The organism is Rhodoferax lacus (assembly GCF_003415675.1).
GTDB lineage: Bacteria > Pseudomonadota > Gammaproteobacteria > Burkholderiales > Burkholderiaceae_C > Allorhodoferax > Allorhodoferax lacus.
The window spans coordinates 155,937-168,104 of the sequence record NZ_QFZK01000004.1; the positions used below are offsets into that span (position 1 = coordinate 155,937).

General features: G+C 60.8%; 10 protein-coding genes. 3 read left to right on the forward strand and 7 right to left on the reverse strand.

Features of this window, described 5'->3' with window-relative positions; all coding sequences use genetic code 11:
- Window positions 1–23 precede the first annotated feature (23 nt).
- A complete protein-coding gene (gene betC / locus DIC66_RS08805; RefSeq protein WP_117176202.1) occupies window positions 24–1,550 on the forward strand; it encodes a choline-sulfatase in 1,527 nt (508 codons plus the stop codon).
- Window positions 1,551–1,641: 91 nt separating this feature from the next.
- On the forward strand, window positions 1,642–3,081 hold the full coding sequence (locus DIC66_RS23605; RefSeq protein ID WP_117176204.1) for a methyl-accepting chemotaxis protein: 1,440 nt from the start codon (window positions 1,642–1,644) through the stop codon (window positions 3,079–3,081).
- A gap of 74 nt (window positions 3,082–3,155) precedes the next feature.
- Here the strand turns inward: DIC66_RS23605 and DIC66_RS08815 are convergent, their stop codons facing one another.
- Complete coding sequence (locus tag DIC66_RS08815; protein ID WP_117176206.1) at window positions 3,156–3,410, reverse strand: hypothetical protein; 255 nt, start codon at window positions 3,408–3,410, stop codon at window positions 3,156–3,158.
- 502 nt (window positions 3,411–3,912) lie between these two features.
- On the opposite strand from DIC66_RS08815, the gene DIC66_RS08820 reads away from it, so the two are divergent.
- A complete protein-coding gene (locus DIC66_RS08820) occupies window positions 3,913–6,657 on the forward strand; it encodes a tetratricopeptide repeat protein (RefSeq protein ID WP_158558880.1) in 2,745 nt (914 codons plus the stop codon).
- Window positions 6,658–6,700: 43 nt separating this feature from the next.
- On the opposite strand, the gene rocF is transcribed toward DIC66_RS08820, so the two are convergent.
- From rocF to DIC66_RS08850, 6 genes are all read right to left on the reverse strand, one after another.
- Window positions 6,701–7,615 (reverse strand): arginase, encoded by a 915-nt coding sequence (gene rocF / locus DIC66_RS08825; RefSeq protein ID WP_117176210.1) that lies wholly within the window; start codon window positions 7,613–7,615, stop codon window positions 6,701–6,703.
- Window positions 7,612–8,619, reverse strand: a complete 1,008-nt coding sequence (locus DIC66_RS08830; protein ID WP_117176212.1) for an asparaginase — start codon at window positions 8,617–8,619, stop codon at window positions 7,612–7,614. The genes rocF and DIC66_RS08830 overlap by 4 nt, the downstream gene beginning before the upstream one ends.
- A gap of 107 nt (window positions 8,620–8,726) precedes the next feature.
- Window positions 8,727–9,470: an ABC transporter ATP-binding protein gene (locus DIC66_RS08835; RefSeq protein WP_117176214.1), complete on the reverse strand. Its 744-nt coding sequence runs from the start codon at window positions 9,468–9,470 to the stop codon at window positions 8,727–8,729.
- A gap of 3 nt (window positions 9,471–9,473) precedes the next feature.
- Window positions 9,474–10,262, reverse strand: coding sequence for an ABC transporter ATP-binding protein (locus DIC66_RS08840; protein ID WP_117176216.1), 789 nt, complete (start codon window positions 10,260–10,262; stop codon window positions 9,474–9,476).
- Complete coding sequence (locus tag DIC66_RS08845; RefSeq protein WP_117176218.1) at window positions 10,259–11,245, reverse strand: branched-chain amino acid ABC transporter permease; 987 nt, start codon at window positions 11,243–11,245, stop codon at window positions 10,259–10,261. Before DIC66_RS08845 ends, DIC66_RS08840 begins: the two co-directional genes overlap by 4 nt.
- A gap of 30 nt (window positions 11,246–11,275) precedes the next feature.
- Window positions 11,276–12,151 carry a branched-chain amino acid ABC transporter permease gene (locus DIC66_RS08850; RefSeq protein ID WP_117176220.1) on the reverse strand — a complete coding sequence of 292 codons (876 nt, stop codon included), beginning with the start codon at window positions 12,149–12,151 and terminating at the stop codon, window positions 11,276–11,278.
- Between the last annotated feature and the right edge of the window lie 17 nt (window positions 12,152–12,168).

Sequence of the window (12,168 nt, forward strand, 5' to 3'; positions counted from 1 at the left end):
ATCCAACAGAAAGTTCCGCACCCATGGCAGCTGATTCCACGAACACCCGTCCGAACATCCTGTTCATCATGGCCGACCAGATGGCCGCGCCCATGCTGCCCATGTACAACCCCCAGTCGGTGGTGCAGATGCCCCATTTGAGCAAGCTCGCGGCCGAGGGCGTGGTGTTCGAGTCAGCTTACTGCCCCAGCCCCTTGTGCGCGCCCTCGCGTTTCAGCCTGGTCAGCGGCCAGCTGCCCTCGCAGATCGGCGCCTACGACAATGCCGCCGAATTCCCCGCCGACATTCCCACCTACGCCCACTACCTGCGCAACCTGGGTTACCGCACGGCACTCTCCGGCAAGATGCATTTTTGCGGCCCCGACCAGTTGCATGGCTATGAAGACCGGCTCACGGCCGACATCTATCCCGCAGACTACGGCTGGGCGGTGAACTGGGACGAACTGGAAAAGCGCCCCAGCTGGTACCACAACATGTCGTCCGTGCTGCAGGCCGGCCCCAGCGTGCGCACCAACCAGCTTGACCACGACGAAGAGACCGTCTTCAAGGCGCGCCAGTACCTGTACGACCATGTGCGCAACAACCCCGGGCAGCCCTTCTGCCTGACGGTGTCCATGACGCACCCGCACGACCCGTACACCATCCCGGCCGAGTACTACGACCTGTACCGCGACGAAGACATTCCCATGCCCGCGCACACCTTCGCGCAGGAAGACCAGGACCCGCATTCGCAGCGCATCCTGAAGGTCATAGACCTGTGGGACAAACCCATGAGCGAGGAGGCCATACGCCGAGCGCGGCGCGCCTACTTTGGCTCCTGCAGCTATGTGGATGCCAAGATCGGCGAGCTGCTCAAGACCCTGAAGGACTGCGGCCTGTCGGAGGACACCATCATCGTCTTCTCCGGCGACCACGGTGACATGCTGGGCGAGCGCGGCCTTTGGTACAAGATGAACTGGTTCGAGATGTCGGCCCGCGTGCCCATGATCGTCCACGCCCCGGCGCGCTACAAGGCCGGACGCATTGCCAACAGCGTCTCCACCATCGACCTGCTGCCCACCTTTGTGGAAATGGCCGGCAGCCAGACCGACCCGCTGCTGGCGCTGGACGGCCGCTCGCTGGTGACGCACCTGCAAGGCCGCAACGGCCATGACGAAGTGTTTGGCGAATACATGGCCGAGGGCAGCAAGACGCCATTGGTGATGATCCGCCGCGGCCCCTGGAAGTTCATCTATTCGCACGACGACATCTGCATGCTCTTCAACCTGAAGGACGATCCCGCAGAGCTGAAGAACCTGTCCAATGACCCCAGCTACCACAGCACGCTGCAGGCCTTCTGGTCCGAGGCCACCACGCGCTGGGACTTCCTGGGCCTGCACCAGCAGGTCCTGGGCAGCCAGCGCCGCCGCCGCCTGGTCTACAGTGCGCTGACCAAGGGTCGCCTGACCTCCTGGGACCACCAGCCCTTTGTGGACGCCAGCCAGCAGTACATGCGCAACCACATCGATCTGGATGACCTGGAGCGCCGGGCACGCTTTCCCAGGCCTTGAGAAAAATATTGGTCCGGAACCATTGGGCGTTTGGCGCCGGGACTAAGATGCGCTGACCCGTATTCAACGGGTTCCAAACAAGAGACAAACCATGAGCGCAAAACTTCCACCCTCGGCCCGGGCCCTTTTGGGCGACAAGGTTTTGCTGGTAGCCATAGGCATCAGTGCAGTGGCCAGCATCGCGTTGGGCATGCAGTTCGTTGAATCGGGACTGGCGATTGGCGCCACGGTGGCCCTGCTGCTGCTGGCAGCGGTGGGATACGGCAGCGGGCCGGGCTCCAAGCCCAGCCGCTATGTGCTGACTTTTGTGCTGGTGTCTTTTGTGGCATTGCACATCCAGCTGGCGCGCGGCATGCTGGAATTCCACTTTGGCGTGTTTGTGGCGCTGGCCTTTTTGCTGGTCTATCTGGACTGGAAACTCATTGTCTTTGGCGCGGCCTTGATTGCCGTGCACCACGTGCTGTTCGACCGCCTGCAGGCCGCGGGCCTGGGCTTTTATTGCACCACGCAGGCGGACTTCATGCGCATCGTGTTGCACGCCACATTTGTGGTGATCCAGGCCAGCGTCGAGGTGGTGCTGGCCATGGGCATGCGCCGCTCCGCCCTGGAAGGCGAAGAACTCGGGCGGCTGGTGGCCAGCGTCAACCGGGCCGATGGCATTGCACTCGATGTGCGTTCCATGCAGATGCAGTCACCCGGCGGCCAGGCGCTGCAGAGCACCCTGGTGCGCATGGATGAGGCCGTCACCGCCGTGCGCAATGGCGCGCATGGCATGGATGTGGCCTGCACCGAAATTGCCAGCGGCAACCAGGACCTGAGCGACCGCACCGAGCAGACAGCAGGCAACCTGCAACGCACCTCCAGCAGCATGTCGTCCCTGACACAAACCGTGCGCCAGAGCGCCGACAGCGCCCAGCAGGCCAACCAGCTGGCCATGAACGCCAGCAAGGTGGCGGTGCAGGGCGGTGCCGTGGTGGCCCAGGTGGTGGAGACCATGCAGGGCATCAACGAGAGCTCGCGCCGCATCTCGGACATCATCAGCGTGATTGACGGCATTGCCTTCCAGACCAACATCCTGGCGCTCAACGCCGCCGTGGAAGCCGCGCGTGCCGGTGACCAGGGCCGCGGCTTTGCCGTGGTGGCCAGCGAGGTGCGTTCGTTGGCCGGACGCAGTGCCGAGGCGGCCAAGGAAATCAAGAGCCTGATCAACGCCAGCGTGGAACGGGTGGAGCAGGGCAGCACACTGGTGGGCCAGGCCGGCACCACCATGGCCGAAGTGGTGGACAGCATCCGCCGTGTGACCGACATCATGGGCGAGATCAACTCGGCCAGTTCCGAGCAGGCCAACGGTGTGGCCGAAGTCGGCACGGCCGTGGCCGAGATGGACCAGGCCACCCAGCAAAATGCGGCCCTGGTGGAGCAGATGGCAGCGGCCGCTGCCAGCCTCAAATCGCAGTCGCAGGAACTGGTGCAGGCCTTTGCGGTATTTCAGGCAGAGCCGGGCAGCGCCTCACAACGCTTTTTGCGCTGAAGGTTTGGTTCCAGGCCCTCCCAAGGCCTTGGTCCCTTTCAAGGCAGCCCTTGAAGGAACCGGGGCGCGGCTGGTCAGGCTTTTGAAGGAGGGTGCGGGTTGATGAGGCAGCGAATGGAGTCCCGGTATTTGGTGGAACTCAATTGGTCTTCCAGCAACTGGGAGAGCCGCCAGGCCGTTTGCAGCTCCTGGTCGGCGTGGTGTTCATGTGTGGGCGTCAGCGCACTGCAGATGCCAATGGCCAAAGCCAGCAGTTGCTCTTCACGCTCTTCCACCAGGCGTTCAACCAGGGTGGGAGTCAGGTGTTGCGAGATTGAAATATCAGACATACCAACGAAGCTCCTCTGATTATCGGCACTGTCCTGCTGACATGGGGGTTGCGCGCATGAGGTCTGTGCCACGAATGTATGAAAATTAAAACATAGTTACGTTAGTAAGAAAATCTGATTTATGGACGCGTCACTTGGGCGACAGATATTGCCAGTTATTGGCAATTCCAGACGAATACATGTCGCGCTGGAAAAAGCCAGCATCCGTCCGGCCCGGCCTCTGGCCCGGCTTGCGCATCAGCGTGGTCTTGCCAAACAGGCGCTCAATTAAATCCACCGCCAATTCGGTCGTGCATAGCTGGCATTCCCTTCTTGCAATCGGCGCCGGCTACCTATCCCATCTACTCTCTGACCTAAGTCAAAGTTTGAGTTCCTGAGGGTGGTGCGGTGGATGTTAAATTTCAATGGAGCGAACGCGCAGCAGCGCCCCCTATGGGCTCTTGCACGGAAGCGATGCGAGTTCGCGGGAGATGCCCTCTATCCAGTGCAAGAGAAAGCCACCATGAAGCTGAAAATAATCCAGGCCACCGCAATTTCTCTTTTGTACTGCACAGCCAGCTTTTCAATGGATGTGCAGGTCGGAGAGCCAGCAAGCGTAGTAGTCAAAGTCGACGCTCCGAAAAATATACAAAAATGCAATGCTGACATCACATTGCCAGATGGAGAGGTGATTGAGAAAGACTTCTCATCGCCTGCATTTCAGGAGTCGGTATCTTTCACACCCAAAAGAGAGGGTGTGCAGGAAATCAAGTGGGAGGGCAAGTTCAAGTTCAGGGGGCTTGCCAGCGTCACCGGATGTAGTGGCAGCGGAACCATTGAAGTGCTCGTCAGGAAGGGTGGCAGCAAAGAAGATTCGCTTCAAGCCCAGGCAGTCACGGGCATTTCGGCCTCGACGGATAGACGCACGGAGGATGAGGCCCTCAAGGCGGCGCTGAAGGCGTTCAATGAGAAGAAATATGCAGATGCGGTGGCACTTCTAACTCCACTGGCAGAACGGAATAATCGCGAGGCACAGACGCTGTTGGGTCAGTGCTACCAGAACGCTTACTTCGTCAGCAAGGATTACCAGAAATCCATGGAGTTGTATCGGAAGGCCGCATCGCAGGGCAGTGCTGACGCACAGTTCTTCATCGCACAGCAATACCAAGAGGGGCAGGGAGTCCCCGGCAATGAAGCCACTGCAGCCGAGTGGTTCAGGAAATCTTCGGATGCTGGAAACCAACGCTCTCAATATGCCCTGGGAATCTACTATCTGAATGGCAGAGGCGGCTTGAAGCAAGACCCGGCCAAAGCTGCTGAACTATTTCAGAAGTCCGCCACCAAAGGGTTTCCCCATGGCTATATGCGACTTGCGGAGATATACGAATCAGGCACCGGTGTCACGAAGAGCCAGGAGCAGGCCGGTAGATGGTACCAGTTGGCAGCTGCCGGTGGCCTGAAGGTACCCGCCGGCTCGGCTGCGCAGAACCTGGCATCGAATGCAGTGGCAAGGGAGCCTGCCAACATTGTCTTCCTTTCAAGAAGCAAAGACACTCCGCGCCCAGGCACAAATGACAATGGCGAAACCATGTTGCGCAACCTGGATGGCTCCTACACTCTGGATGTGTCCAGGAAGGTCGACTGGGCCTTGTGTCCGCTGTACCTGGAGACGGCCACTGCCGCAAGGTCACTTTCCGCTGATTTGTATGCTTCCCAATTGCTGGGGGTCTTTCGCCTTTATTTGAACAAGAACAAGGCCAAAGGTGCCAAGGATCCGCGTGAGCCGGTGTTGGCCAATATGCAGGAAGGACAGTCAAAGTACCGCAATTGCCTAGGCTATGGCAGATATTTGAAGTTCATGGGGGCCAGCCAGGCCGCTACCAGTCGCCCCGATCCGGCGCCAATTGAGATATTGAATCGCTATACCGAGAACACTGAAAAATCTGTGGATATCTATGAGCAGTATCTGAGGACCGGTTCGCTAAGCCTGTCCGGAAGCTACACCACCAGCGATCCTCGGTATTCGTTGAGGGAAATCATGCGATCCCATGTCAACACGCTGCAAGCGGATTTTGACAACGGCATCGATGCCGTCGTTGCCGTGCCGGATTACAAGGTTGAAGAGTTTCTCAAAGCACAGGCCCAGAGCGGCCGCTCACCTTGGGTGCCGTTCTATGAGTACAGGTATTCTGATCTGGTGAAGTCGATTGCGCAGGAGCAGTCTTTGCAGCTTGAAGCAGCGAATCAGCACAAGCTGGTCCAGGATGAGTTGTCCACATTGGCAAGCAATGACTCCCGAAAGAAGGTCGCGGCGGTCATCATGGGCAACCATTCCAGTTCGGATGCGCAAGTCATATGCACATTGAAGTATTCGGGAAACAATGCGGAGGCGGTTCTGGGTTACCTGTACCAGATAAGGAGCGCGGCACCGGCCAGCATCCTGAAGTACCTTGAAAGTGTGAAACGCCAGATGGTTGACAAGAAGGCGTCCTTTGACAAGACCTATGCGGACATCAATGATTTTTACCTGGCCTTAAAGACCGACAAATGTGATGTCTTGGTGGACTACCCGAAGAACCTTGTACAGGTGCAAAAGGCCTTTGAGCGGGACCAGGGATTCATACCGTATGCATTCAAGCCAATGGATGTCGACGGCCTGTACGAGGTGTTTGCAAAAAGCAGGGGCTATGAAAGCCACGCGGACTATGTGTTTTCCGCAGCTATCAATGGCAAGCCAGACCAGATCAGGAGTCTGCGCCAATTTGCCCTTGTGGACAAGGAGCAGTACACAAAGGTTGCAGCCCAAATGGCTCAGGAGAAATATGCGGCGGGTGCTGCGGTAGCCGATGTGTTGTCTTACCTGGGCGACAAAGAGCAGGCAAAGACAAAAGGCTTGACCGCAGTGTCCGTCCGTGACAGCAGGGTAGCCTCAGACCGGGAAGCAGCACGCAGGAGAAGGGAGTCGGAAGCGGCCTCAATCCGCAGCAAGAAATACATGGCAGTGTTTTCCTGCACTGACCCGTACGGCGCCGGCGCTGATTCCAGCCTGTCCATGACGCTCATGCAGGCACTGATGAGTTCAAGCCAGGCCTATGCGTCGACTATGACATCTTCGACCTACATGAAATACTGCTCGAATATGAATACACCGTTCAGCAATGTCAATTTGATCGTGGATGCGGGTGAAATGGTTGGCGAGTCCGGTGCTGCAAGCTATTACATAGTGAAGTTGCAAGGCGCAAGCACCGTGGGCGTGGTGGGTCGATAGGGCGCACGGGCATGCGGGTTGGCGCATCCATGCGCTGTATCCGCTACTTGCGCATCAGTGTGCTCTTGCCAAACAGGCTCTCAATTAAATCCACCGCCACCTCGGCCGTGCGGTTGCGCTCATCCAGCGCGGGGTTGAGTTCCATCACATCCATGGAGGCCATGCGGCCGGTGTCGGCAATCATCTCCATGCACAGCTGCGCCTCGCGGTAGGTGGGGCCGCCGGGCACGGTGGTGCCCACGCCGGGGGCAATGGCCGGGTCCAGAAAATCCACGTCAAAGCTCACATGCAGGTGGGTGTTGTCGTCCATGCCGCTTAAGGCCTGCTCCATGGTGGCGCGCATGCCCATCTCGTCAATAAAGCGCATGTCAAACACCTCCAGGCCCTGCTCGTGCACAAAGCGCTTTTCGCCTTGGTCCACGCTGCGGATGCCGATTTGGCGCACCCACTTGGCGTGGATGGCCGGCACCTGGCCACCGATTTCTATCAGCGCCTCGGGGCCGAAGCCACACAGGCAGGCCACCGGCATGCCGTGGAGGTTGCCGCTGGGTGTGAGGCTGTTGGTGTTGAAGTCGGCATGGGCATCGAGCCACAGCACGCGCAGGTTTTTGCCGGTGTCGCGGCAGTGGCGTGCCACGGCGCTGATGCTGCCAATGCCCAGGCAGTGGTCGCCCCCCAGCACCATGGGCAGGCGCCCGAGTTGCAGCTCGGCATACACCGCCGCATGCAGCGACTGGTTCCAGGCCACCACCTCGTCCAGATGCCGGTAGCCATTGGCGGGCGGCAGCCACGGGTTGCTGGGGCCGGTGAGGTTGCCGCGGTCCTGCACCTGCAGGCCGTGGCTCTCCAGGGTGCGGGTGAGGTGGGCCACGCGCAGGGCTTCTGGCCCCATGCTGGCGCCGCGCATGCCCGCGCCAATATCGGTGGGGGCGCCTATCAGGCTGATCTGGGTGTTCATGGGATTTGCATTCTAAAAAGCGGCAGACGTTCGCCCACCTTGAGGCCGCGCGCGTTGCGCAGGGTGCGGGCGCGCCAGGGCTCGAGCAGCTTGCGCTGCGCATCGTCCAGCCAGCCCAATTGGTCCAGCACCTCCACAGCGGTGGCAAACAGCGCGGGCTTGCTGCCGTCGATGATCTTGATGGCCAGGGCCTCGCCGCGGCTCTTGCTGCCAATCACCTGCACGCCGTCGGCGCCCACTTTGCAGACCCAGTCGCCGCGCCCGGCCTGGGTAAAGGCCAGGTCGTTGCGGCCGGTGCCGCTGACCATGAAGGGCTGCGCCGTCATGGCCTGCGACAAGGTGGCAAAGCTCGGGCCAAACTCGGCATCCTTGGCGCCGCTGGCCAGGCGCGCATAGCCATAGGCCAGCTTGGACAAAGGCATGGCGTAGTTGGGGGCCGAGCAACCGTCGATGCCTATTTTGAGGTCGTCTGCGTCCATGCCCACGGCGCGCGCTACATCGCGGCGAATGGCTTGCTGCAGCGGGTGCTCTGCGGCAATGTAGTCCTCGGTAGGCCAGCCCTGTTGCACGCAGTGCGCCAGAAAACCGGCGTGCTTGCCGCTGCAGTTGTTGTGGCGTTCGTCAAACTGTAGGCCCTCGGGCGGCGCTTGGTCGAGCAGGGTGAACAGACCCGGCACATGGCAGCCGCAGCGCAAGGTGCGGTAGTTCAGGCCGGCCTTGGCCAGCATGGATTCGGCAGCGGCTACATGCGCGTCCTCGCCGTTGTGGCTGGCGCACAGCATGGCCACTTCGGGCTGCGTAAAGTCCATCTGCACATGGCCACCGGCCTCGACAAAGGGCAGCGCCTGCAAGGCCTTGAGGGTGGAGCGGCTGAAGGTGCGCAGGTGCGCATCGCCCACACAGGCCGTGAGCTTGCCGCGTGTATTGACCACGGCCACGGCGCCCAGGTGCAGGCACTCCTGCAGGCCGCCGCGGGTGAGTTGTATCAGGGGTTCCAGGGTCACTTGTGCTCCAGGGGTTGGCAGCCATTGGGCTGCAAACCCCGAGCATAGTCGCAAGCACCCCGGCGCAAGCAGCGGGCTGCACGGCTTTCGCCGTGCAGAGGCTCTGTCTAGACGGAGGTGGCTGCTGCGGCGTGGGCGCCGCCCAGGAACAGGCGTTCGATATGCGGGTCGGCCAGCAGCTCGGAGGCGGGTTTTTGCAGCACCAGGCGGCCGGACTCCAGGGCGATGGCTTCGTCCGAAATCTTCAGCGCGCTCTTGACGTTCTGCTCCACCATCAGCACCGTGGTGCCCTGGTCTGCCAGCTTGCGCAGCAGCTTGAACACGTCGCCCACCACCATGGGTGACAGGCCGATGGAGGGCTCGTCAATCAGGATCACCTTGGGGCGCAGCAACAGGGCCCGGCCAATCTCCAGCTGCTTTTGCTCACCGCCCGACAGGGCAGCCGCCGTGGAGTTCATGCGTTCCTTCACGCGCGGGAAAAACTCCAGCACTTCGGGGATGCGCTCGTGCGTGGTCTTCATGCCAAGTGTGATGCCGCCGAGCTCCAGGTTTTCAAACACGGTGAGCTGGCCGAACAGATTGCGCCCCTGCGGCACAAAGGCAATGCCCTGGGCCAGCAGTTGCTTTTGCGTGGCGCCGCCCACTTCCACACCGTCCAGCAGGATCTGGCCCTGGCGGGGTTTGAGCAGGCCGAACAGGGTCTTGAGCACGGTGGACTTGCCAGCGCCATTGGGCCCGAGCAGCAGGGTGATGGTGCCCTTCTTGGCCTTGAATGACAGGTTGTTGAGGATCATGAAATCCTTGTAGCCCGCCACCACATCCACAAATTCAATACAGGTATCGTTGCTCATGTTTCAGCTTCCCAGGTAGGCGTCGAGCACCTGCTTGTTTCCACGGATTTCCTCAGGCGTGCCGATGGCCATCACCTGTCCTTCCACCATCACCATGATGCGGTGGCACAGGTCCATCACGAAGTCCATGTTGTGTTCAATCACCACAAAGGAGCTGTGCTTGCCGAACTTGGGGTTGCGGTTGAGCTCCTTGAGCAGGGTGCTGATGCCGCCCACCAGGCTGGGGTTGACGCCGGCACAGGGCTCGTCGAGCAGCACCAGGTCGGGCTCGCTCATGAAGGCCATGGCAATGTCCACCAGCTTTTGCTGGCCATAGCTCAGCTCGCCGGCCTTCTTGTCGGCCACATGGCGGATGCGGAACTGGTCGATCAGGGCGTCGGCCTTCTCGCCCAGGCCGGAGTCGGTGGGTGCGAACATGCGGCTGAACATGGTGCCCTGGTGCTCCTGCGCGGCCACGATCAGGTTGTCGCGTACCGTCATCTTGCCAAACACCTGCAGGGTCTGGAAGGTGCGGCCCACGCCGCGCCGGTTGAGCTCCAGCGGGCCGAGTTGTGTGACGTCTTCGCCATTGAGTTCGATCTTGCCGGCATCCGGTGTGATCTGGCCCAGCATGCTGTTGAACAAGGTGGTCTTGCCCGAGCCGTTGGGGCCAATCACGCCGAAGATTTCGCCCGGCTGCACGTGAAAGCTCACGCCGCCCACAGCCTGGATGGCGCCGTAGGATTTTTTCAGGCCACTGACCTTGAGGACCGGCGCACCCGAGGCGCGGTCATGGTGGTGGGGATGTGTCATGCCCGGGCTCCCATGTTTTTGGCGGAGGCGGCACGCGCAGCAGAAGCCTCTTTGGCCAGTCTGCGGGCCTGTATGCGGTCAGGAATACTCAGCAGCCCGTCGGGCAGCCAGATCATCAGCAGCACCACGGCGCTGCCGAAAACAAACAGGTACCAGGCCTGCGCAAAACGCAGCCATTCGGGCAGAAGCACGCCAACCGCCGCACCCAGCACCGGGCCCAGGAAGTAGCCGGGGCCGCCGACCACCACCATCAGGTACATCATGATGGAGGAGCCCACGGCGAACGGGGCCGGTTCGATGAACTGCACCAGCGAGGCCAGCAGGCCACCGGCAATGCCGGCATAGGCCGCGCCAATGGCAAAGCTCAGCAGCGTGTAGCTGCGGGTGTCAATGCCCAGGCTCTCGGCACGGATGGGGTTGTCGCGCAGGGCGGTAAAGGCCTTGCCCCACGGGCTGCGCAGCAGGCCCAGCAGCAACAGGCCCATCAGCACGGTGGCCGCCAGCACCAGGTAGTAGTAGGCCAGGTTGGATTCCAGCGAGAAGCCAAACAGCGAGGGACGCGCAATATCGTTGATACCAAAAGTGCCGCCGGTAAGCCACTCTTCGTTGCGCATCACCAGCCAGACGGCGGTGTTGAAGCCCAGTGTGGCAAAGGCCAGGTAAATGGTCTGCACGCGCAGGGCCGGAAAGCCCAGGATGATGCCGACCACAAAGCAGATCAGGGCCGCTGCAGGCAGGCCGAGCCAGAAGCTCAGGCCCGCTTTCATCATCAGGGCCACCACATAGGCGCCGATACCGAAGAAGGCAGCGTGGCCCAGGGATTTTTGTCCGGCGTATCCCACCGTGAGGTTCAGGCCCATGGTGGCGATGATGAACACCATCCAGTAGCTCAGCAGGTAGATGCCGTAGTTTTTCAGGAATGGGGGCGCGGCCAGCAGAATGGCTGCGGCGATCGCCCAGGCAATGAGAGTAAATTTTTTCATGGTGTGTGCAAGCTGTATGGGGTTGCGGACTCAGACCTTGCGCTCTTCTTTTTTGCCCAGCAGCCCCTGCGGCTTGAACAGAATCACCACCATGAAGATCACCAGGGCGACGGCATCCTTGTAGGCGGGCGAGATGTAGGCCGCAGCCAGGTTCTCACACACGCCCACCAGCAAGCCGCCCAGCAGGGCGCCGCGCGAGTTGTTGAAGCCACCGATGATGGCGGCGAAAAATGCCTTGTTGCCCAGCGACTCGCCCATGTCGAACTTGGCCAGGTAGGTGGGCGTGACCAGGAGTGCCGCGGCCACGGCCAGCACCGCGTTGATGGCAAAGGCGTAAAAAATCATGCGCGGCACGTTGATGCCCAGCACTGAGGCGCTCTCGGTGTTCTGCGCCACGGCCTGCATGGCACGGCCGGTCACGGTCTTGGTCATGAAGGCCTGCGTGGCAAACACCAAGGCCAGGGCCAGAACGAAGGTGCCGATGTCGGCCAGGGTGATGGTCACTCCAGCGATGTTGTAGAGCTCGTCCGCAAACAGGCTGGGAAAGGGCGAAGCCTCGGCGCTATGGCCAGCGCGGATGACACTGCGCATGGAGATGGACAGGCCAATGGTGGCCACCACAATGGGCATCATGCCGTACTTGAACAGCGGATCCACAATCCCGCGCTTGAACAGCCAGCCCAGCACCAGCACGGCCAGGCCCACCGACAGCACAAAGCTGGCCACCAGCGGCGCACCGAAGGACATGAAGGCCAGCATCATGAAGGCCGGCAGCATCACAAACTCGCCCTGGGCAAAGTTGATGGTGCCGCTGGCCTGCCACAGCAAGGTAAAGCCCAGCGCAGCCAGGCCATAAATTGCGCCCGTGGCCAGGCCACTGAACAGCAGTTGAAGAAAATCGGTCATGGCTTGGTATCCGCGTC

Excerpts from the sequence above, each read along its gene's own strand:
- betC (WP_117176202.1), top strand. The coding sequence starts at position 24 with ATGGCAGCTGATTCCACGAACACCCGTCCGAACATCCTGTTCATCATG.
- DIC66_RS23605 (WP_117176204.1), top strand. The coding sequence starts at position 1,642 with ATGAGCGCAAAACTTCCACCCTCGGCCCGGGCCCTTTTGGGCGACAAG.
- DIC66_RS08815 (WP_117176206.1), bottom strand. The coding sequence starts at position 3,410 with ATGTCTGATATTTCAATCTCGCAACACCTGACTCCCACCCTGGTTGAA.
- DIC66_RS08820 (WP_158558880.1), top strand. The coding sequence starts at position 3,913 with ATGAAGCTGAAAATAATCCAGGCCACCGCAATTTCTCTTTTGTACTGC.
- rocF (WP_117176210.1), bottom strand. The coding sequence starts at position 7,615 with ATGAACACCCAGATCAGCCTGATAGGCGCCCCCACCGATATTGGCGCG.
- DIC66_RS08835 (WP_117176214.1), bottom strand. The coding sequence starts at position 9,470 with ATGAGCAACGATACCTGTATTGAATTTGTGGATGTGGTGGCGGGCTAC.
- DIC66_RS08840 (WP_117176216.1), bottom strand. The coding sequence starts at position 10,262 with ATGACACATCCCCACCACCATGACCGCGCCTCGGGTGCGCCGGTCCTC.
- DIC66_RS08845 (WP_117176218.1), bottom strand. The coding sequence starts at position 11,245 with ATGAAAAAATTTACTCTCATTGCCTGGGCGATCGCCGCAGCCATTCTG.
- DIC66_RS08850 (WP_117176220.1), bottom strand. The coding sequence starts at position 12,151 with ATGACCGATTTTCTTCAACTGCTGTTCAGTGGCCTGGCCACGGGCGCA.